18 protein-coding genes are annotated in these 21,930 nt (G+C 60.2%); 9 read left to right on the top strand and 9 right to left on the bottom strand.

The window, feature by feature from the left end; translation table 11 throughout:
• Positions 1 to 29: 29 nt before the first annotated feature.
• Together ACILSR_RS16490 and ACILSR_RS16495 are read right to left on the bottom strand one after the other, a co-directional pair.
• Positions 30 to 1,298 (bottom strand): glutamate-5-semialdehyde dehydrogenase, encoded by a 1,269-nt coding sequence (locus tag ACILSR_RS16490; RefSeq protein WP_395750887.1) that lies wholly within the window; start codon positions 1,296 to 1,298, stop codon positions 30 to 32.
• 43 nt (positions 1,299 to 1,341) lie between these two features.
• A complete protein-coding gene (locus tag ACILSR_RS16495; RefSeq protein WP_395750888.1) occupies positions 1,342 to 2,265 on the bottom strand; it encodes an alpha/beta hydrolase fold domain-containing protein in 924 nt (307 codons plus the stop codon).
• 112 nt (positions 2,266 to 2,377) lie between these two features.
• On the opposite strand from ACILSR_RS16495, the gene ACILSR_RS16500 reads away from it, so the two are divergent.
• From ACILSR_RS16500 to ACILSR_RS16520, 5 genes are all read left to right on the top strand, one after another.
• Positions 2,378 to 3,721, top strand: a complete 1,344-nt coding sequence (locus tag ACILSR_RS16500; protein ID WP_395750889.1) for a tetratricopeptide repeat protein — start codon at positions 2,378 to 2,380, stop codon at positions 3,719 to 3,721.
• 57 nt (positions 3,722 to 3,778) lie between these two features.
• Positions 3,779 to 4,288, top strand: a complete 510-nt coding sequence (gene lptE / locus ACILSR_RS16505) for an LPS assembly lipoprotein LptE (protein WP_395750890.1) — start codon at positions 3,779 to 3,781, stop codon at positions 4,286 to 4,288.
• A 119-nt stretch (positions 4,289 to 4,407) separates the two neighbouring features.
• Positions 4,408 to 5,082, top strand: coding sequence for a 16S rRNA (cytidine(1402)-2'-O)-methyltransferase (gene rsmI / locus ACILSR_RS16510; protein ID WP_395750891.1), 675 nt, complete (start codon positions 4,408 to 4,410; stop codon positions 5,080 to 5,082).
• 26 nt (positions 5,083 to 5,108) lie between these two features.
• A complete protein-coding gene (locus ACILSR_RS16515; RefSeq protein WP_395750892.1) occupies positions 5,109 to 7,568 on the top strand; it encodes a glycogen/starch/alpha-glucan phosphorylase in 2,460 nt (819 codons plus the stop codon).
• 132 nt (positions 7,569 to 7,700) lie between these two features.
• Complete coding sequence (locus tag ACILSR_RS16520; RefSeq protein WP_395750893.1) at positions 7,701 to 8,486, top strand: nucleotide excision repair endonuclease; 786 nt, start codon at positions 7,701 to 7,703, stop codon at positions 8,484 to 8,486.
• A 1-nt stretch (position 8,487) separates the two neighbouring features.
• On the opposite strand, the gene lpxB is transcribed toward ACILSR_RS16520, so the two are convergent.
• The 7 genes from lpxB to ACILSR_RS16555 form a co-directional block, all read right to left on the bottom strand.
• Positions 8,488 to 9,618, bottom strand: a complete 1,131-nt coding sequence (lpxB, locus tag ACILSR_RS16525; protein ID WP_395750894.1) for a lipid-A-disaccharide synthase — start codon at positions 9,616 to 9,618, stop codon at positions 8,488 to 8,490.
• The gene (locus tag ACILSR_RS16530) at positions 9,615 to 10,568 is read right to left on the bottom strand and encodes a Gfo/Idh/MocA family oxidoreductase (RefSeq protein WP_395750895.1); all 954 of its coding nucleotides are present in this window, start codon (positions 10,566 to 10,568) and stop codon (positions 9,615 to 9,617) included. Before ACILSR_RS16530 ends, lpxB begins: the two co-directional genes overlap by 4 nt.
• A 28-nt stretch (positions 10,569 to 10,596) precedes the next feature.
• A complete protein-coding gene (gene ffh, locus ACILSR_RS16535) occupies positions 10,597 to 12,030 on the bottom strand; it encodes a signal recognition particle protein (RefSeq protein WP_395750896.1) in 1,434 nt (477 codons plus the stop codon).
• Between the two features lie 92 nt (positions 12,031 to 12,122).
• Entirely contained in the window at positions 12,123 to 13,439 is a 1,317-nt protein-coding gene (locus ACILSR_RS16540; protein ID WP_395750897.1) for a polysaccharide deacetylase family protein, read from the bottom strand.
• Positions 13,440 to 13,443: 4 nt separating this feature from the next.
• On the bottom strand, positions 13,444 to 14,196 hold the full coding sequence (locus tag ACILSR_RS16545; protein ID WP_395750898.1) for a hypothetical protein: 753 nt from the start codon (positions 14,194 to 14,196) through the stop codon (positions 13,444 to 13,446).
• A gap of 11 nt (positions 14,197 to 14,207) precedes the next feature.
• Positions 14,208 to 15,704: a thermonuclease family protein gene (locus tag ACILSR_RS16550; protein WP_395750899.1), complete on the bottom strand. Its 1,497-nt coding sequence runs from the start codon at positions 15,702 to 15,704 to the stop codon at positions 14,208 to 14,210.
• A complete protein-coding gene (locus ACILSR_RS16555) occupies positions 15,701 to 16,363 on the bottom strand; it encodes a hypothetical protein (protein WP_395750900.1) in 663 nt (220 codons plus the stop codon). Before ACILSR_RS16555 ends, ACILSR_RS16550 begins: the two co-directional genes overlap by 4 nt.
• Positions 16,364 to 17,030: 667 nt before the next feature.
• Here ACILSR_RS16555 and ACILSR_RS16560 point away from each other — a divergent pair.
• The 4 genes from ACILSR_RS16560 to ACILSR_RS16575 all read left to right on the top strand — a co-directional run bounded on the left by ACILSR_RS16560 (position 17,031) and on the right by ACILSR_RS16575 (position 21,928).
• The gene (locus ACILSR_RS16560) at positions 17,031 to 18,176 is read left to right on the top strand and encodes a hypothetical protein (RefSeq protein ID WP_395750901.1); all 1,146 of its coding nucleotides are present in this window, start codon (positions 17,031 to 17,033) and stop codon (positions 18,174 to 18,176) included.
• A 93-nt stretch (positions 18,177 to 18,269) separates the two neighbouring features.
• Positions 18,270 to 18,506, top strand: coding sequence for a hypothetical protein (locus ACILSR_RS16565; RefSeq protein ID WP_395750902.1), 237 nt, complete (start codon positions 18,270 to 18,272; stop codon positions 18,504 to 18,506).
• A gap of 22 nt (positions 18,507 to 18,528) precedes the next feature.
• Positions 18,529 to 20,124: an arylsulfatase gene (locus tag ACILSR_RS16570; protein ID WP_395750903.1), complete on the top strand. Its 1,596-nt coding sequence runs from the start codon at positions 18,529 to 18,531 to the stop codon at positions 20,122 to 20,124.
• Between the two features lie 163 nt (positions 20,125 to 20,287).
• Positions 20,288 to 21,928, top strand: a complete 1,641-nt coding sequence (locus ACILSR_RS16575) for a DUF1800 domain-containing protein (protein ID WP_395750904.1) — start codon at positions 20,288 to 20,290, stop codon at positions 21,926 to 21,928.
• The last annotated feature ends 2 nt before the right edge of the window (positions 21,929 to 21,930 follow it).

The following is a 21,930-nucleotide window of genomic DNA, read 5'->3' on the forward strand; positions in this document are numbered from 1 at the left end:
GTAAAAGTGAAATCAAGTAGGTGGTATGCTTATCCACGCACCTGCCCATTCCCATCCACCAGATACTTGTAGCTGCACAGCTCCGCCAGGCCCATGGGTCCTCGCGCATGCAGCTTGTCCGTGGAAATGCCGATCTCGGCACCGAAGCCGAATTCACCGCCATCATTGAACCGCGTGCTGGCATTGTGCAGCACGACGGCGCTGTCGATTTCGTGCTGGAAGCGCTCCGCGGCGGGGCGGTCCTTGGTGATGATGCTGTCGGTGTGGTGGGAGCCGTAGCGGTTGATGTGGGCGATGGCTTCGTCCAATCCGCTGACGGTTTTCACGGCGAGGATGAGATCAAGATACTCCGTGCTCCAGTCCTCCTCCGTGGCCGGTTTGGCAGGAACGCCGAGGTGCAGGCGGGCGGTGTCATCGGCATGGATTTCCACTCCTGCCGCCAGCAGGTGCTGGCCGATGAGCGGGTAAAAAGTGGCCGCGAGATCTTCATGCACCAGAATGGTCTCCAGTGCATTGCAGACGCCGGGCTTCTGGCACTTGCTGTTGACGATAATGTTGGCGGCCATGTCGAGGTCGGCATCGGCGTGGACATAGACGTGGCACACGCCGTCGTAGTGCTTGATGACGGGCATGCGGGCGGTGGCCACGACTTTTTCGATGAGGCCCTTGCCGCCGCGGGGGATGATGAGGTCGAGGTACTGGTCCATCTGCGCCATGTGCTCCACGCTGGCGCGGTCGGTGAAGGGGATGAGCTGAATGCTGTCGGGGGGGAGGCCGGCGCGTTCGCCACCGGCCTGGAGGGCGGCGGCGAGGGCGCGGTTGCTGTCGATGGCTTCGCTGCCACCGCGCAGGATGGTCGCGTTGCCAGTTTTGAAGCAAAGAGAGGCGGCGTCCGTGGTGACGTTGGGGCGTGACTCAAAGATGATGCCGATGACGCCGATGGGCACGCGCACCTTGCGAATGTGCAGGCCGTTAGGGCGGGTCCAGTCGGTGAGCTTTTCGCCGACGGGGTCGGGCAGCAGGGCGACTTCGCGCACGGCATCGGCCACGGCTTTGAGGCGCTTCGGGTCCAGCGTCAGGCGGTCCACCATGGCTTTGCTGAGGCCGTTTTGGTGTGCGCGTTCGAGGTCGAGGGCATTGGCCGCGAGGATAGCCTCCTGCCGGGCCATGATTTCATCTGCCATGGCCACGAGGATGGCGTTTTTCTGCTCGGAGGTCAGCTTGACGAGGGCATAGGATGCGGCACGGGCACGGCGGCCCATGTCGAGGATGGCGGACTTGATTTCAGAATCGGTCATTGCAAAAAAGGGGAACGGCAGTCGGCTTGGTTGTTATTGAAATTCACTTTGAAGGAACGGCTCCTACGGGGATCTGGACGTCTTTGCCCCGCAGGTGGCGGGCGTTGAATGCCTGCATGCGCTCCAGCAGCCGCTCGCTCAGGAAGACATGGCCGCCATCGGTCCCGGTGAGGAGAATGGAGGGGATCTGCGCCGCTTTCAGCGCAGTGTCAAACTCCGTGGCCTGGGCGTAGGGGACTATGTTATCCTTGTCCCCGTGGATGATGAGGAAAGGTGCGTCGTCCGGGGTCAGGTAGGTCACGGGCGAGGCCTTGCGCGCTTCCTCACGCCTGTCTTTCAGCGGGCCGCCGATCAGCCTGGCTAGGGGACCATTCGGATCCTCCGGATCAATGACGCTGCCTTTGCCGCCAAAGGTGAGGAAATCGGACGGGCCGCAGAAATCCAGCACGCAGGAGACGCGGCTGCTCTGGTCCAGGTGCCTGCCGAGCTCGCCCTCCAGCTCCTTCACCCCGCCGGTAACGCCGAGCATGCTCACCAGATGCCCGCCTGCGGAGATGCCGAAAACAGAAATTCTTTCAGGATCGAGGTTGTATTCCCGGGCATGGCCGCGCAGCCAGCGGATGGCCGCCTTGCAGTCATGGATTTGAGCAGGCCACTGGGCCTGGCTGGTCAGGCGGTAGTTCAGACTAGCGCCAGCGTAGGGGGGGCTGCCTTGGATGAGTCCCAGCAGCACGGTGGCATCGTCTTTGCTCCCGGCCTGCCACCCACCGCCGTGGATGTAAACGATCAATGGAAGCGGCTTTTCGGATTTAGCCTCCGGCAGGTACAGGTCCAGCATCTGGCGCTTGTCCCCCGCGCCCACGTAATCCAGATCCCGCAAAGCCTTGAAGCCCGCGGGGGCGGAGGTGGCCTTCTGGCACTGGACCAAAAGGAGGATGCTGAGGGCGGCTAGGATCAAAGAGCGCATGGCGGGCGGTCCTTTAGACCGGGGAGAGCGGCAAAACAAGAGCCGTGAAGGCTTGGCAGACAGGCGCGTTGCCACCTTGACGCATGCTTAACTAGAACTTACTATAGACCTGATGAATTATTTCCACCACGCCCGCCTGCCAGTCTTTCTGGCATGTGCCGTTTCATTGTTCACGCTGACGACCTCCTCCTCTGCCATCTGGCCTTTTGCCAAGAAGGACAAGGTGGTGCCGGTGAACAGCGAGCGCGATTCCCAGGAACTCGCCGCCCAGGGAGTTCTGGCGCAGGCCCGGATGGCGGAAAATGCGGGCAAGACCAGCAAAGCTCAGGGCTTGTATCAGACCATCGTGAAGAGATACCCCTTCACCCCGAGCGCCGCGGAGGCGTCCTTCCGCAATGCCATCATTATCCGTCACAATGGCAAGATGGACGACGCCTTTGACGCCCTCCAGAACTTCATCGTTGCCTATCGGGACAGCCCCCATTTCACGGAAGCCATCGAACAGCAGTATGAACTCGCGGAAGAGGCCAAAGGAGGAAAAAAACAGCGCGGGTTCCTGCTTCTTCCCATGAAGATGAATTCGTCGGAAGTGATCAAATTTTACGAGAAGATCATCAAGAACGCCCCCTTCGGAAAATACGCTCCCCTTGCTCAGTTCAGCATCGCGGAAGTCCAGCAGGATCTGAAGGAAAAGGACAAAGCTGTCGCCGCTTACCAAAAAGTGGTCGAAAACTACCCGAACACCTCCCAGGCCGCTGAAGCTCAGTTCCGCATCGGTTCCATCAGCAACATCGCTGCCCAGCGCAGTGAGGACGCCTCCAACCTGCTGGCCGCTCGTGACGCCCTCCGCACCTACATCGCCACCCACCCGGAAGGTGACCGCAAGCAGGAGACCGAACTCATTCTGCATCAGGTCAATACCGCCGAGGCGAATCAATCGCTCACCGTGGCAAAATTCTACCAGCGCATGGGCAAGACCAAAGCTGCGGCCATTTACCTCAATGAGGCCCTGAAGTTTGGCTCTCCCAGTGTCTCTGCCGAAGCGCGGACCATGCTGGCTCAGCTTGCCTCAGCAGATCCGGATGGCGTGGCTGGTGCCAAGAAGGGACCCGGTCAGGACTACACCGCGCTCACTGCCGAAAACCTCAAGGCACGTGATGATTATGTGGGCCCGATGGCTCCCGATCTGGCCCGCCTCAGCCAAAAGCCCAAGATGCGCACGGGGGATGACACTTTCAGGCCCGTTCCGCTGGAGGAGCCGAACCTGCCGCTTCGCCCGGGTGCCACTCAGCCCGGGGCTGGTTCTCTGCTGCCACCCGTGCCTGAGACAGAGAAGCCAGCCTTGCTGCCTGTTCCCCCCACTCCGAATGTTCCCAAGCTGCCATCCATACCAGGTCCGGGAGTTCCTGTGCCTCCGGTCCCTCCCGTCCCGAGCACCACAAAGCCTGCCTCATAATTCTTGCGCAGGCATGGCAGCACGCCATTCTGGTCTCGTCACTTCTTATTTCTTTGGATGAAATCGCTTTTTCTTCTGCTGGCGTCCGCCTGTCTGTTGTTTTCCGGCTGTGCGGGATATACCTTGGGTGCGCACAAGCCTGCCCACCTGCGCCAAATCACCAAACTCGCTGTTCCGACGTTTGAAAACCTCACCTTGGAGCCTCGCCTGGCCGTGCTGGTGACCAATGCGGTGATCAAACAGCTGCAAAACCACGGCTCGTATCAAATCGTCAGCAAAAGCGAGGCGGATGCCGTGCTTGTGGGGAAGATTTCCAACATCAACCGCACCCAGTTTCGTTCTGACCTGAACAACGTCCTGCGCACATCCCAGATCATGGCGACTCTGGTCTGCCCCTTCACCATTCAGGACGTCTCCACCGGCAAGGTCATTCATATCGGCAACGCCTACGCCGATTCCTACATCATTCTCGACTCGAACCTGCAGCTCTCCGAGACCCAGCTGCTCGAAGATGCCGCACAGCGCCTGGCCAACAACGTGGCGGATCAGGTTTCTGAAGGCTGGTAACCGCACCTCCGCCCATGTCGTCGGAGCAGGACCCAGCCACAGAGCCGCAAGCCTGTGAGGAGGAGGAATCGTTGGAACCCGTAGCCCCCTCGGGGCGCCTGGCCCCAGGCCTCCATTTGGTGGCCACCCCTATCGGGAACATGCGCGACATCACCCTGCGTGCCATCGACACCTTGCGGCTTGCCGACTTGGTCGCGTGCGAGGACACCCGCCATTCCGGCATGCTGCTGAAACATCATGACATCCGCGCGCGGATGATCAGCCTCAATGAGCACAATGAAGCCCATCGCATCCCTCAGCTGATCGAGCACATCCGCCAAGGCGGCAGCGTGGCGCTGATCTCGGATGCAGGCATGCCCACGGTGTCAGATCCCGGGCAGCGCTTGGTGGGCGCTGTGGTGGCCGCAGGTTTGCATGTGGAAGGCATCCCCGGCCCGAGTGCGGTCATCACCGCCCTGGCAGCTTCAGGACTCCCCACGACTCCCTTTTATTTTGGCGGCTTTCTTCCCCACAAAAAAGGCGCCAGAACCACCGAGCTCACGGCGGCCCTTCAACGTGACTGCACCAGTGTTTACTTCGAGAGTCCCTACCGTCTGGTCGATACACTGGCCATTCTGGCGGAAGCTAAACCAGAACATCGGGTAGTGGTAGCAAGGGAATTGACCAAGAAGTTTGAAGAATTCAAACGTGGCCCGGCAAGCATCCTGCTATCTCATTACCAAACCAAAACGCCCAAAGGCGAAATCACCCTTCTCATAGCCCCGGTTGATCCTCCCAAATGGTTGACCTGGTAACGAAATCACAACCCGCCCACCCCTCCATGGAAGCTCTCGCCAACTGCGCCGTCCTCAATACCACCGACAGCCTTAAACTTTCGATCACCAATCATCTGCGCTTCACCCTGGGCGCCTACATTGAGACAGCCAGCGAAAATGACTGGTATGTGGCCACTTCCCTCGCAGTGCGTGACCGCGTCATGGAGCGCGCCACCCAGTCCCGCCGCCAGCACCGTGCCCAGGGCGTGCGCCGGGTGCATTACCTCTCTCTCGAGTACCTCATGGGCCGCCTGCTGGAAAACAACCTGCGTAATTCCGGCATCTATGACGCCACGAAGCAGGCCCTTTCTGAAATGGGCAAGGACCTCGACGCCCTGGTGCAGAAGGAGCCTGACATGGGCCTCGGCAACGGTGGCCTCGGCCGTCTCGCCGCCTGTTTCATGGACTCCCTCAGCACCATGGACCTGCCCGCCATCGGCTACGGCATTCATTATGAATTCGGCCTCTTCCGTCAGGAGTTCGTCAACGGCAAGCAGGTCGAGCATCCCGATGCCTGGATGCGCGATGGCAGCCCGTGGAAGATCGCCCGCCCGTCCTACCGCCAGTCGGTCAAACTGTACGGGCAGGTCATTCAAAAGTTCGATGAGTTTGGCCGTCCGCACCATGAGTGGATCGACACGAAGTGCCTGCTCGGCCTTCCGTGGGACATCCCCATCGTCGGTTATGACAGCAACACCGTGAACGTCCTGCGTCTGTGGCAGGCCCAGGCGGATGAAGACTTCAACTTCAAGGTCTTCAACGAAGGCAGCTACATCGAGGCCCTGCGCGAGAAAGCCATCGCCGAGACCGTCTCCAAGGTGCTCTATCCGAACGACGCCACGGAGAGCGGCAAGGAGCTGCGCCTCGTGCAGCAGTATTTCTTTGTTGCCTGCTCTCTGGCAGACATCGTCCGCCGATTCAAAGGCGGCTACGACCTGCCGTGGAGCGAGTTCCCCTCCAAGGCCGCCGTCCAGCTCAATGACACGCATCCTGCCGTCGCCATTCCCGAGCTCATGCGCATCCTCGTGGATGAAGAGAAGCTCGAGTGGAGTCAGGCCTGGGACATCTGCCAGAAGACCTTCTCCTACACCAATCACACCCTCCTCCCCGAAGCGCTTGAGACCTGGAGCGCCGCTCTGTTTGAGCGCGTGCTGCCACGCCACCTGCAGATCATCTTTGAAATCAACCGCCGCTTCCTCGATGAAGTCGAGGCCCGCTGGCCGGGAGATGGCGAGAAGAAACGCGCCCTCTCCCTCATCGAAGAAAGCGGCGGCAAGAAAGTCCGCATGGCCCACATGTCCGTACTCGGCAGCCACGCCACCAATGGCGTCGCGGCGCTGCACACCCGCCTGCTCTGCGAGCGCCTCTTCCCCGAGTTCTTTGAGCTGTATCCTGACCGCTTTCTCAATCTCACCAACGGCGTCACCTTCCGCCGCTGGCTGGACGTGTGCAATCCGGAGCTCTCCTCCCTCATCACCGAATCCATCGGCGCGGGCTGGCTGAAGGACTCCACCAAGCTCATCGCGCTCGACAAGTTTGCCGATGACGCCTCCTTCAAGGAAAGATTCCAGGCCATCAAGCGCGGCCACAAGGTGCGCCTTGCCAAGATCATTCAGGACACCTGCGGCGTCAGCGTCAGCCCGGATGCCTTGTTCGATGTCCAGATCAAGCGTCTGCACGAATACAAGCGCCAGCACCTCAACCTGCTGCACATCGTCAGTCTCTACCGCAAGATCATCGCCAATCCGAATTTCGACATGGCGCCCCGTGTCTTCATCTTCGGTGCCAAGGCCGCGCCGGGTTATTACCTCGCCAAGAACATCATCCACGCCATCAATGCTGTGGCCAACAAGGTCAATCACGACCCGCGGGTGAATGGCAAGCTCAAGGTCATCTACATTCCCAACTACGGCGTCTCCATCGCCGAGCGCATCATTCCCGCCGCCGATCTCTCCGAGCAGATCTCCACCGCTGGCAAGGAAGCCTCTGGCACTGGCAACATGAAGCTGGCCCTCAACGGCGCTCTCACCATCGGCACGCTCGATGGTGCCAACGTGGAGATCCTTGAGGAAGTCGGCCCTGAAAACATCTTCATCTTCGGCCTCACCGTCGAGGAAGTCACCGAGCTCTATGCTCGCGGTTACAATCCCTGGGACTTCTACCACGCCAGCGAAGACCTCCGCCTCAGCATCGACTGGCTCGCCTCCGATTACTTCACCGGCAACCAGGACGAGTTCAAGCCCCTGCGAGACAGCCTCCTTTCCCACGGCGATCCCTTCCTCGTCATGGCCGACTACGACGCCTACGCCAGGTGCCAGGCCGAAGTGGACAAGGCCTACCGCGACCAGCCTCGCTGGCAGAAGATGGCCATCCACAACACCGCCCGCATGGGCAAGTTCAGCAGCGACCGCACGATTCTGGAATACGCCAAGAACGTCTGGAATCTGCCGCAGATCGGCGCGTGAGGTGAAGTTCAGATTAGAGGCACGACAGGCGAACCTGCCTGTCGTTCAGGGCGGCTGGGCGTATGAAAAAAGCGCCCGTCGTGCCGCCGTTGAAAAAAGAGGGAAGCAGGGCATGTTGACCCTCCACCCGTCATGGAGGCCTCGCGGACATCTTCCAAGCAGCTGAAGCTCTTCCACCTTGAGAATCCGTTGTCGGTTCGTCTGGGTGCGGAGTTCTTTCGCGCTCTGCCCGCGGTGCCCGGCGTCTATTTCTTCTATGGGCAGGCCGGCGAGCTGCTCTACATCGGCCAGTCCTCAGATCTCAGGGCGCGTATTGGCAGTTATCGCCATGTCACGCCGGAGAAAAATCCGAAGAGAACGCTGCGCTTGGTTCATAGGATTGTCCGCATCGAATGGGAAGAATGCGCCACACCCGTAAACGCGATAGCGCTTGAGGCAAAGCTCCTTCTGGAACATCGCCCGCCGTTTAATCGCGCGGGTGTCTGGCAGGGAGAGCCATGGTGGCTGAAAATCGAAGCTTCATCAAACAAGGTGCTGCTGGAGCTGACGAGAGAAGAGTCGGGCACCGGTCCGCATCCAGCAGGTTTTCGCTATGTAGTGGGAAGCCTGGTGCGCTGTGCCTGTCGTGTCTTTCAGCCGCAGGCATCCTTATCCACCTATCCCCATGGAGTGTTCAATGCGTCGGTGCCGTTGATTCTCTCCCTGCCTCTTCCAGATGCGCCCGTCGTGGCAGCTCAGCTCAAAAGCTACGCCGAGGGACTTCATGAACCCTTCCTTTCCAAGCTCGAAGAAATGCCCTTGGGCGCCACCGCTTTGGAACAAGAATACTGGCAGGAGGAACTCGAACGCCTGCGGAAATATGCCAGCAAGATCCGCAAGCTCGGAGAAGCGAAAGTCGAAGCGGTCGCGTCTAAATAAGCTAGGCCGTTGCCATCGCTTCATGCACTGCCTGCGCCGCGCGTGTGTAAGCCCCACCGCTTCCCAGCGTGGCCACCACATCCGCCAGGTCTTGCTGCAGTGCTTCGCGTTTGGCGGGGCTCGTCAGCAACTCCAGCGTCGCCTTGGCCAGGGTCTGCGCATTGAGATTTCCCTGCACGAGTTCCTTCACCACTTCGCGCTTGGCGAGGATGTTGATGATGCCGAGATGCTTGATGCGCACCACCAGTTTGCCGATGACATACGTGGGCCAGCTGACGTTATAGACGAGCGTATAGGGCAGGCCAAAGCAGGCGGCTTCGAGGGTGGCGGTGCCGGAGGCGACGGCTCCGGCTTCGGCGCGTTGCATCAGGTCATAGACGGTGCCGGTTTCGATCCAGCGTTTGGCCTCGGGCATGCCGTGCTCATCGGCCATGTTGCGCATGAATCCAGCCAGCGTTTCGTTGGCGGCGGAAACGGCGAAACGCGCATTCGGCATCGCTTCCTTGATGACCTTCGCCGCGTCCATCATGATGGGAAACAGGCGGCGTACTTCGTTCAAGCGGCTGCCGGGAAACCAGCCGACGAGGCCGGGCTCGCGCTTCCATTCACGCTTCAGCGTCACCACGCGGTCCACCATGGGGTGCCCGCTGAATTCGGTGCGCAGGCCGCTCTTCTCATAAAAGTCTTTCTCGAAGGGGAAGATGCAGATCATGAGGTTCAGCACCTTGGCCATCGTCTTCACGCGGCCCTTCTTCCACGCCCACACCTGCGGGCTGATGTAGTAGAGAATCCGGCCCTTGTAGCCTGCTGTGCGCAGCCCGCTGGCCAGACGCAGATTGAAGCCGGGATAATCCACCAGGATCACCGCTTCGGGTTTTTGATCGAGAATGGAATCCAGCACGCCATTCATCTTCTCTTTGAAGTAGCGGTACATTTTCACCACTTCCCAGAGGCCCACGACGCCGGCGGTCTCGACCCAGTCTTCGACACCCTCGCCCACGACTTCACGCATCTTCGGCCCGCCGAGGCCGACCACTTTCATATCCGGCTCCAGCAGCTTCAGTTCACGCAGAAGTCCCGCGGCATGGGTGTCGCCACTGAGCTCTCCTGCGATGATGAAGATGCGGTTCATGAGGCCCCGAGTGCGGAGTTCTTTTCAATTTGATCCGTGATCTCCAGCGCGATGCGCACCGCCTCCGCGCCTTCCTGGCCGGTGACGACCGGACGGCGGCCATGGCGCGCGCATTCCACAAAGGCGGCGATCTCAAGCTTCAGCGGCTCATCCTTTTCCACCTCCACGGCTTCACGCACGATCTGCATGCCGTCCTTGCGATAGATCCAGCCGCTCTGCTCCTGGTAGTCCAGGCTCAGATAGCTAGCGCTCTGGAACACGCGAATCTTGCGCATCTTCTCCGGGCTGATGCGGCTGGCGGTGATGTTGGCGATGCAGCCGTTGGCAAACTTCAGGCGCGCATTCGCAATGTCCTCGCGTTTGGTCAGTACCGGAATGCCCACGGCATCCACTTGAATAAGTTCTGACTTCACCAAGTGCAGCACGATCTCGATGTCGTGGATCATCAAATCCAGCACCACGCCGATGTCGATGCTGCGGTTGGGGAAGGGGGAGAGACGATGTGCCTCGATGAAGCGCGGATTGTCCATGCGCTGCTCCAGTTGCAGCAGCACCGGATTGAAGCGCTCGATGTGCCCCACCTGCAGAATGACACTCTTGGACTTCGCCAGTTCGATCAGCGCCTGCGCTTCCGCATAGGATTCGCTGATCGGCTTTTCCACCATCACATGAATGCCCGCCTGCATCAGTGGCTCGGCCACCTTGCGGTGGAAGATCGTCGGCACAGCCACCGTGGCGGCATCCACCCGCGAGGCGAAGTCAGAGAGATCGCTCGCGGCATGCGTGCCATACTGTGCAGCGAATTCGGTCGCACGCGCGGGGTCGGCATCATAAACCGCTGCAAAGGTGATCGCGCCTTCGCTCTTCGCGGCGATCTCCGCCATGATGCGGGCGTGGTTTTTGCCAATGGCGCCGACTCCGGCGACTCCGATGCGGAAAGGGGAGCTCATGATCGAAAATTGAAAAAGAACGAAGAGGTTAGAACTTGCCAGGGAACTTCATGCCAGGTGGGAGCTTGGGCATTTTGCCTCCCCCACCACCGCCGAACAGTCCGCCAAGGCCTCCCATCCCGCCCATGCCTCCATCGCTGCCGCCACCACCCATCATGCCGCCCATCATTTGGGCCATCATGCCTTTGTTGCTCATGAGTTTCTTCATCATTTCAAACTGCTTGAGCAGCTGGTTCATCTCCATCACCGGACGCCCCGCACCCGCGCAGATGCGCTTGCGGCGCTGACCATTGATGATCTCAGGCCTTTGACGTTCTTTGGGAGTCATGGAGAGGATCAGGGCTTCCACGTGCTTCATGCGCTTGTCGGCATCGGGGCCGACCATGTCCTTCATCTTGCCCATGCCGGGCAGCATGCCGAGAATGCCGCCGATCGGTCCCAGCTTCTTCATCATGCGCATCTGTGCGAGCATGTCCGTAAAATCGAATTTGTTCGACTGCATGCGGGCGGCCAGCTTCATGGCCTCCTTCTCGTCGATCTCTTCCGCCGCCTTCTCCACCAGGCCGACCACGTCGCCCATGCCGAGGATGCGCTGCGCCATGCGGTCCGGGTGGAAAATCTCCAGCTGATCGACCTTTTCCCCCACACCGAGGAATTTCACCGCGCAGCCGGTGACCTGCCGCATGGAGAGCAGCGCACCGCCACGGGCGTCGCCGTCCAGCTTCGTCATGATCAAACCGGTGATGCCCACCGCTTCGTTGAATTTCTGCGCCACGCTCACCGCCTGCTGACCTGTGGCAGCATCGGCCACCAGCAGCACTTCATTCGGCTCCACGATGGCACGCACGCGCTTGAGTTCGGCCAGCAGTTCTTCATCGAGATCCTGGCGGCCGGCGGTGTCGAAAATGGCGATGCCGTTGCCCTGCTCCTTGAGCCAGAGCAGCGAAGCTTTCGCAGCCTTCACCGGATCGGTCTCTCCTTCCGCCGGGGCGAAGACGGGCACATTGAGCTGCTGTCCCAGCACCTGCAGCTGCTTGATGGCGGCCGGGCGGTACAAATCCAGCGCCAGCAGCAGCGGGCGGCGGCCCTGCTTCTTCAGCCAGTTCGCCAGCTTGGCGGAGGTGGTTGTCTTACCAGCCCCGTTGAGGCCGGTCATCAGAATGCGCTGCGGCGGGTCCACATTCAGCGCGCTGGCATCGCTGCCCAGCAGCTTGACGAGTTCATCGTGGAAGATTTTGACGATCTGCTGCCCGGGCGAAACCTTCAGCAGCACCTCCGCGCCGATCGACTGCTTGCTGACAGTCTCCACGAGATCTTTGGCGACCTTGAAGTCCACATCCGCCTCCAGCAAGGCCATGCGGATTTCCTGCATGGCATCGCTGACGTTGGATTCGCTGATGCGGGACTGGCCGCGCAGCTTTTTGAAGGCGCTTTCGAGTTTTTCAGAGAGGGCGGAGAACATCGGGAGAAAGGGAAGGGGGCAGGGGGATAGTCGGCAGCAGTCTCCGCATGGCAACTGCGAAGGCGTGGCTGATCAAAGCCTTGAAAACGAGATCACTGGGCGGGCAGATACGCCGCCGCAAGATCAATCTTGAAGTGCCAGCTCACCACTTCCACGGGCTGGGCGGCCGCGCGCTGAAAGCTGAGGCTCACGGCGCAGTCTTCACGGCGCAGTTTGTAGGGAAACTGAAAGCGCACCACCATCGTGGCCGGATCGTAATCCGCCGGTACGGTGCCCAGCCCTCCAATGCGCAGCTTGATGCTCTCCGGCACGATGGTGCCGAGCTTTTTCAAATCAGCCTCTATGAGCGGGCGCCGCTCGGTGATCGTGGCGTCCGGCCTGGGCTTGAGCTGGATCAGCTGCTCGCCTTTGTCGTTTTTGGCGTCGGCCACCAGGAACTTGTTGGACCCCACATCTCCGCGGCCGCGGAAGCTGGTGGCCAGCTTGAAATTGATGTCGTTGTCGCCGTGTACGATGTAGCGGCCCAGCTTGCCGTTGGGGGTGTCCCACGTGACCTTCTGGCCGTTCACCGTCACCAGGGATTCATAGCCGATCTGCAGGGCCGTCTCCATGATCGCGTCGTCAAAGTTGCCGTACGGGTACGCGAAGGAGGGGACTTTGACGTGGAGGTTTTGCTCCAAAAACTCGCGGGAATCTTTCAGTTCGCTCAATACCCACTGCTGCACGTCGGCATCTGTCTTGGCGTTCTTCGGGCGCTTCTTCAGGCTCTCATGCGAGACGCTGTGGCTGCCCACTTCGCAGCCGTGCTGCATCATCTCCTTGATCTGGTCCCAGCTCATCGAGCGGCCGCCGATGTTCACATACTTTTTGTACAGGTAGACCGTGAAAGGGAAGTTGTATTCGCGCAGAATTGGGTAGGCATATGTGTAAACACCCTCCCAGCCGTCGTCCATGGTGATCACGATGGACTCCTCCGGGATGTTCTTTTCGCCACGCTTCCACGCCATCACGTCACTGAGGGGGATCACCGGGATCTTGGAGTCTTTGATCGCCTGCATCTGTGCCTTGAACTTGGGTGCCGCGATGAGCATGGGACTGCCGCCACGGTCACGAAAATCATGGTAGCCGAGGATGGAAACGACGGAGGACTTGTTGATCTCCAAAACAGGAGCTGCAGGAGGTTCTGGCGGCGGCACTGCGGCTTCCACCAGGGCGGAATCCTGCAGCTTCTTTTCGATCGCCTGTTCTTCAGGTGTCAGAGCGGGCTCCTCCGGCTTGGGAGGAGGAGGCGGCTTCGGGGTGACGCCGCTCTGCTCCGCCAGGCGGCGCAGCTTGGCCTCGATGCGCTTGCAGGAAGGCAGGGCGCCCAGAGAGAGGAAAATGAGGAGAAAAGGTAAAGCGAAACGCATGGCGCTAGGGATTGGGTGCGGGAGGCCTTGGCCGGGTGATGAGCAGGCTCTTCACGATGAGCTGAGGACTGTTTTTGTCTCCAGCGGTCAGACGCAATGTTTCCCCACGGAGATCGCTGGTCAAGGTGAGGCTTCCGAGACGCAAAATGCGGAAAGTCTCCGCATCTCGCGTGGCACGGTCCACCTCCAGATCCTTTTCGAGGGTCTGTCCGTTGCACTCCACCTGGATCTTCAGCGGAGCCGTCAGTTCCGGGCAGGCATAGTGCAGGAGGATGTCATAGGTCCCTGCTGCGATGAATTCAATGCGCCAGCCGATCTCCCCGATGGTGGCCGTTCGCGCATCCGCAGGAGCCGTGGGGATGACCTCCTGGGCCAGTGCAGGAGAGAGGGCTATCAGCGCCTGCTTTTGCTCGATCGGCACCGGAGCCGGCATCGGTGCAGGCATGGGCATCGTCCCAGCCTGTGCCTGCTGCGTGGCGAGGAGGTCCAGCACCCCGCCCGCAGAGATGATCTGCTGGATGCGGGAGATTTCGGCATCATACGCCGGCTTGTCAGTGGGTGCCGCAGTGGCTGCCTGACGCTGCAATTCGAGGAGATACCTGCCCAGCAGGGGGATGTGCCGCGCGCTCAGCCCCTTCTGGTAGATGGTTTCCATCTGCTGCAAACGTGCCGCGGGAGGCGGGGCGGGCGCCGGGGCCGCAGGCGGCTGCTGTGCGGGAGACGGCCACCCCAGCATCAGCACACACGCGACGGTCATGAGCGGAAGCCTCACGGTTGTTTCCCCCCATTCGTCAGCGCCCAGGCTCCTGGGGCAGGTTTGCGGTTTTTGGCGGTGTTTTCGAGCGAGGTCAGGACGGAGATGAAGGCCCGCTCCATGGCGTTGTGCTGCTTGTCACGTGCTGGCGGCACCACGGCCGCCAGTCCATGATTGACCAGCACATTTTGGTACAGCCCAACATTCGGCAGAAACAGCAGCGCCGCCATGGTGCCATCCTTGTCGCGATCCGGGCGTATCAGCAGACGCAGCGGTTTGTCACGCAGGTAGCTCGCCGTGAATTCACGCGCGGCACGTCCCACCGCCAGCACGTCTTCCTCCTCAATGTTGAAATGCTTGGCGAACTTTTTCACGTGCGGGTCGTCGCTCTCCAGCGGCGCGCAGTCGATCCACAGCAGGCGCACCAGCATCGTCCGGCCTTCATGTACGACCTTGAATCGCTCGCCCGAAATCGGTTCTTCATCCGCGAGGCGGGCGTCGTTGATGTCTTCAAATCCGCTGAAACCGTCGCTCGTGGCGGTGATCGTCCGGACTCCCGTCGGCCCCGTTTTTTGTTCGCCTATCCGCTCCATGCGGCGGATCTCCACATCAATTTGTTTCTGCAGCGAGGCTTTGGTCACCGCCAGGTCTTTCAATTCATCGAGGTACTTGGCTGCAGCCGCCTTCCTGGCTGCGTCGATCGCCTCCTTCAGCGTCGTGGTGGCCTGCTGCATCGCGGTGGTGGAGTTGGCCGGTTGTTGCGGCGCCGCGCCTGCCGGGGGCGTGGTGGTTGTGTCCGTGACTGGCACCAGCCGCAGGTTGCGGATGCGGATGATGTTCGCCGGATAACCGCTTGTGGCGGCAAAGCGCAGCGTCAGGGGCGTGCGGCTGAAGTTCAGCGGCCCCACCCTCACGGTGGCAAAGGTGGTTTCATCCGTGCTGCGGGAAATTTCGAACGTTCGGTGGTTCTCCTCCGCCACGCCCAGCAGCGTGACCTCATCAAATTCAAACATCGCCGTCTGCTGCGGCTGAAATTTGGAGGAGGCATAGATGCTTCCCGCCACCGGTGCATCACTCATGTTGGCCTCAAATTCCAGGTGATAGCTCCCCGGCATGAGCCGGAAGTTTGCCCACTCCGCCCCGCTCCCGTTGGAGCGCCAGCCGCTCAATGTTTCACCGGACGCCTGGGCCGAGCCCATCATCCGTGCCTGCGTCAAAGGCAGCGACGTGGCAAGGCTGGAAACCGTGCCGGCGTAGAGCGCCTGCAACTGCTCCCGGCGCATGCGGATCGCCCGCGCTTCCTCATAATCCCCGGCGGCGGCCACTTCCATCTCCACCTTGGCCAGCGCACGTTCATACTGTTGCGTGAGCAGCTGGGATTCAGCCATCACCTGGCGCAGAAAAGTGGTGCGTGTCGTGGTCAGCGCCGCGGGTTCGGGCGCAGGCGTTTGAGCCTGCAGTCCCGTGCAGGTCTGCAGCATCAGCATCAGGACTGTCAGGGGCCGTTTCATCGAGAGGCTGGCACCAGCTCCACACCCAGCAGCTGCATCAGATTGTTGGTCACCAGCGCCTGCGCCGCCAGTGTGAGCGTGCCTGAGCCATCGCTGATTTTGAGTGTTCCCGCGCTGCGTTCCTCCGGACCTTTGAGGGTGGTTTCAATGGTCGCCAGCAGGGTGAAGCGCGCCTCTTTGATCAGCAGTTTGCCGCCCTCCGCCGGTCCGCAGCGGTATCGCAGCATCACTTCATATCCGCCTGGCGGCAGCCCGGGCAGTTTCCATGTCGCGGACGCCCCCACCTTGGACCATCCCACGATCGCACCGCCCTCGTGCCGCAGATCCGTCAGCGTCGCGGCATCCAGCGGGAGTTTGATGCGGTCGGGCAGCAGCGAAGTCTTCAGCGCCTGCTCGCGGCTTTGCAGCAGCAGCAGTTCCTTGTCCAGGCGCGCCAGTTCGTTTTGCAGTCGTTTGCGTTCATCCCGCGCGGTGATCGCCGCGTCATAATCCCGCTCGGTGGCGAACTGCTTTTCCAAGGTTCCCAGGGTCGTGATCTGTTCTTTCACCGGTGCCAGGCTGCCCTCGATCAGTTCACGCTCGTAGCTCAGCCGCAGCAGCGCGATCTCAGGGCTTGCGCCCGGGTCATCCGTGCGCTTTTCCGCTTTCGGGGCCGCCATGGCAAGCCCCGCGCAGAAAAATGCGCATGCGAGAACGAAACAGGGATTCAACTGGATCAAAGAGAGGGGTGAAATATGCAGGCTCATGCTAGCCGTACCCTCCCGTGAAACAAGCCCGAACTCAGGCGCTCTGTCATAGGCTTTTTGCTAATACTTCCACCGGTAAATTCAGCCGGGAGGCGGCTTGCAGCCATTGTCACCTTTTTCCCATCCGTTGCCTCCCTGCATTTCCAACCGGGCAGACCTCTTCGCTAACACTTCCGCAAGATTTGTCGACGTCTGCCTCAGCGGTGGAAATCATGTGCGCCAATGCACTCCTGGCTTCTGATCATTCAGGTTACATCGATCAAACCACCTGAACCAAAAGGCTAAATTTGCATTTAGCGTCATGCATTGTGGCCCGTATTCGGCAAACGCCCTATCCGGTCTTCTGTGCATAGGGTTGTAGGATTACTGTTGAGAGGGAGCAACTCACAACGCCGCCGCAAAAAATGATGCGGATTCTGAATTGAGACACGTAGTTTGTGTGGCACTTTGCCATCCCCCCAACACGAACCGAATGCAGAGTATCGAAGCAGCGTCGCCCAAGTCATCAAAATCAATCAAGAAAACCCTGCGGCACGCAGCTTTACTGATCATAGGCATAGTTCTAGGTGCTGCGCTCACGGTGTGGTTCGATCATGAGCAGGGAGATGAAAACGTGGTCGTCACCGCTCTTGGCAAACCTTTGCGCCCCGGACCTTGGGGAGATGTTTACTTCACTTCCTTCACCATTGCGGCCCCGGAGGAGTTGCTTCCTCTGCGCAAGCTCGAAGAATCTGGCACTCGCTGGGTCTTTCCCCGCGCGAGTTATTCGGAGGTTTCGCAGCTTCTCAAGTCCACCGGCATGCCTGTCACAATGCAGGCGGAGCTGATGGAGCCTGGAGTGCTGGTGCAGAACGCGGATGGAATGGAAATTCTGCCTCAGGCCAAGACTTTGATCGCATTGCCTCCGGAGGCGCGCAAAAAACTTTATCAGGCACTCTTGCGCTACCCTGAAAACCGTGGGCAGATCGCCTTCATTCACAAGGACACCCTGGGCGAACGTTTTGGCAAAAACCAAAACTGCGAACACACCCTGATGCTGTTCAAGCAGCTCTGCTGCGAGCACGGCGACTATCTGGTGTTCTGCGGCTATTCGGTGATGCTTTCCCAACTGCCTACCTATGAGGAGAAACGTGACTTCTTGCGGGGCCTGACCTCCCAGCGGACGCTGACATTGCGGCTTCTCATCAAACCCGGCTCCGACACCGCTCCCTTGGCGAACTACTGGGGCAGAGGACTCAAGTCCACGGATGTCCGTACCATCTTTGAATCGATCGCTCAGGAGCCCACGGGGGGCTCGCTCAGCGTCGTCAATGTGCTGCCATCGCTCCCGGCCTCACAGATGTATTTTTATCCAATGCCAGACAATCCTCTGAACGGTCCGGCCCCCCTTCGCGACTGTCATTGGACCTCGTTTAATTTCTTCCAGAGCTCTCCAAACGAACAGCTCAGCAAGCCAGATTTCTTCGTGGAGAAATTGAAGGAGGATTATCTGCCTGCCTCGGGAGATCCGCGCTATGGAGACATCGCCCTGTTTACCAAGCCCTCCGGAGACATCGTGCATTCGGCAGTTTATCTGGCGGATGATGTCCTCTATACCAAAAACGGTTCCACCTTCACCTATCCCTGGATGCTCGAGACCCTGACGGACCTGCTCAAGCAGTACTCCTTTCAAGTGGAGCCCGGAGAGAAGCTCGTGGTGAGCTATTTCCGCAACAAAAACATGTAGCTCACCGGCGGCCTGCTTCTGTGCTTCCTATGGTAGGGAGGACCAGTCGTGTTCTGATTGCATTTTTCCCATCACGTCGAATCCTCATCGCACATGTCCGCGTTTCTCCAGCTTCGCAACCTCCTCCAGCGCCGCCTCGATCTCATCGCCGATCATGCGTTTCGAGATCGCGACGCCGCTGCCCATCTTGAGGCTTTGAAACAGGTTTCAGAAGAAATCGCGGCCGAGCACGCCAGACTGCGCGCCCAGCTCCCGCCACGCCTGAACCACGTCCTCACCCAGGCCAGTTTTTCCAAAGCGCTGGAATATCTAGATAACTCCGAGGCTTGAGTGCGTTCAATGCGGTTCAACCATGAACCGCTTTTTCGTATTCACGACCCTGCTGTGCCTCGCCTTTGCCGTCTCCTCCCAAGCCGGCGACAAACCCAACATCATCTTCGTGCTCTGCGACGACCTCGGCTACGGCGATGTGAAATGCCTTAACCCCGACGGAAAGATCGCCACGCCCAGCTTTGATCGCCTCGCCAAAGAAGGCATGATTTTTACCGACGCCCACTCCGGCTCCAGCGTCTGCACTCCCACGCGCTACGGCGTGATGACCGGCCGCTATGCATGGCGGTCCAAGCTTCAAAGCGGCGTGCTCGGCGGCCTCAGCCCACGCCTCATCGAGCAGGGCCGCTTGACCGTTGCAAACATGCTCAAAGCCCAGGGCTACTCAACTCATTGCGTCGGCAAATGGCACCTTGGCATGGACTGGGTGCGCAAAGGAGACGTCGAAGCGCTCAACATCGAGAAGGCTGAGCAGGTGAACAACGTGGACTACACCAAGCCCATCACCAACGGCCCCACCAGCGTCGGGTTTGACACCTACTACGGCATCAGCGCCTCGCTGGACATGGTGCCTTACTGCTTCATCGAAAACGATCACGTCGTGGCGAATCCCACCGAGACCATGAAGCTCGTCATGAACAAAGGCGGCGCTGTCAGCTACACGCGCGAAGGCCCCGGCTCCCCTGGCTTCCGCGGTGAGGACGTGTTGCCCACCTTCACCCGCGAAGCGAAGAAAGTCATCGAGGCAAAGGCAAAAGCCGGCGCGCCCTTCTTCCTCTACCTGCCACTCAATTCCCCCCACACCCCCATCCTCCCCAGTGAAAAATGGCAGGGCAAAAGCGGCATCAGCCTCTATGCCGATTTCGTCATGGAAACCGACGACGCCCTTGGCCAGATCATGAAGGCCACGGAAGACGCCGGCATTGCCAAAGACACCCTCATCATCGTCACCAGCGACAACGGCTGCTCGCCCAGCGCCGACTACCCCAAGCTCCTCGCCGCAGGCCACAACCCCAGCTACAACATGCGCGGACATAAGGCCGACATCTTCGACGGCGGCCACCGCGTGCCCTACATCGTGCGCTGGCCTGCCAAGGTGAAAGGCGGCCAGACCTCCTCCCAGATCGTCTGCCTCACCGACTTCATGGCCACCGCTGCCGATATCACCGGCGTGAAGCTTCCCGAAACCGCCGCTGAGGACAGCTTCAGCATCCTTCCCGCGCTGCTCGGTGAATCCGGCAAACCCGTGCGCCAGAGCGTCATTCATCATTCCATCAATGGTTCCTTCGCCCTGCGAGAAGGAGATTGGAAACTCGAACTCTGCGCCGGCTCCGGCGGCTGGAGCGATCCCCGCCCCGGCAGCCCTGGCGAGAAAGGCCTGCCAGACACCCAGCTCTACAATCTCAAAACCGACATCGCTGAGAAGGACAACCTCGAGGCCAAGAACCCCGAAATCGTCACCAAGATGAAGTCTCAGCTCGACGAGATCATCATCTCCGGCCGCAGCACTCCCGGCGCCCCCCAAAAGAACGCCGTCGAAGTCGTCCTCCGTAAACCCACTCCTGCCGCCAAGCCCAACGCCAAAGGCAAAGGTAACGGCAAGAAAAAAGCCAAGTAGCAAGCGTCCGAGCAGTCCGGGGCCCACCCAGCGTGAAGTGGTCCGCACACTCCGTGTGCGGCTCGCTCCCGTATAAAACTCCCAATCCTCCCCGCCGCCGTCTGCGGGCAATCGCCCCCGCATTTGTGTTGCCGCCTGTAAACATTTGCGATTCACTCACTGCATGCCTGCCTCCGACTCGCCGTCAGACCTCCGCCGCTGGCTCAACCGTGCCACCTTCGGCGTCACCCCGGCGTTGCTTGCCGAAGTTCAGAGTGCCGGCTGGGAGTCCTGGGTCACCGCCCAGCTCGCACCCGATGAAAAAGCAGATGCCGACTGCCTCAAGCGACTGAGCAAACTTCGCCTCCACATCGAGTACGAAACTCAGCCCATGGCCACCGCTGCTGCCGCCGGCACCAAGCCGATGATGGCGGCCTCGGCACCGAAGAAGGTCAATGAAGAGCGCCCTCTCCGCCTCCTCGCCCAGCCCCTGGAGAATACATTTTCCATGTATGGCAAGGACGTGGATTATTCCGAGAAAAATCGCGCGATGGAGGAAGTGATGATGTCCGCCTTGCTGCGTTCCGTGCACAGCAAGTGGCAGCTGCGCGAGATGCTTGCGGAGTTTTGGCACAATCACTTCAGCGTGAATGCCGAAAAGGACGAGTCCGTTCTCCTCGCTCTGCCGTCCTACGATCGCGATGTCATCCGCGCCAACGCCCTTGGCAATTTTCGCACCATGCTGCAAGGCGTCGCTCAAAGCGCCGCCATGCTCTACTACCTCGATGGCGTGGAAAGCAAGGCCAGCCCCGCGAATGAAAACTTCGCCCGCGAACTCTTCGAACTTCATACCTTCGGCGCGCGCAAATACCTCAATCACCTCCACACCAAATGGCGCGATGTTCCCGGTGCGCTGGAAGGCAAACCGGCGGGCTACATCGATCAGGATGTCTATGAAGCCGCCCGTGCCTTCACTGGATGGACCGTTGAGAACGGCGCTGAAGATGATGACGGTGCCAAGCGTCCCAACACCGGCAAATTCATGGTGCGGGAGGCCTGGCATGATCCTTATCAGAAGCGCGTCCTCGCCACCGAGTTCGACTCCCAGCGTCCCGCTCTCGAAGACGGTCTGCGTGTCATTGACCTTGTTGCGCGTCATCCCGCCACCGCGCGTTTCATCGCTGAAAAACTCTGCCGCCGCTTCATCAGCGATGTTCCACCTGCATCTCTCGTCACGCAGGCAGCCGCCGAATTCACCGCTGCCTTGGACGCGCCCGATCAGATCGCGCGCGTCATGAAAGTGATCCTCCTCAGCACCGAGTATCGCACCGCTCCCGCTACCAAGTTCAAGCGCCCGTTCGAGTTCCTCGCCAGCTACCTCCGCGCCACGGGTGCCGACTTCGCCCCGCGCATGGACGTCGTCTATCAGCTCGATGAAATGGGCCAGCGCCTCTTCCGCTGGCCCACGCCCACCGGCCGTCCCGATACCAAGGACTACTGGCAGAGCGGCACCTTCCTGCTGCGCCGTTGGAATCTCCCTCTCGTCCTTCGCGATGACAGTTGGAAGGGCATCGCCTCCTTCCATTTCCTCACGCTCACACCGCCCGACTGCACCACCGCTGGGCAGGTGCTCTCCTTCTGGAGCCAGCGCCTCCTCGGGCACGATTTGCCGGAAAAAAGCCGCTCCGTCCTCCTGCAAATCCTCACGGATGACGACGCTGCAAAAGCCGATTCCGAATTCACCGGCGACGACAAAGACCGCGACATCCGCATCGCCTCCTGCACCGCTCTGCTCGCCGCTTCTCCAGAGTTCCAGTATCGCTGATC

The sequence above is a fragment of the Prosthecobacter sp. genome (assembly GCF_044222565.1).
In the GTDB taxonomy this organism is placed as follows: Bacteria; Verrucomicrobiota; Verrucomicrobiia; order Verrucomicrobiales; family Verrucomicrobiaceae; genus Prosthecobacter.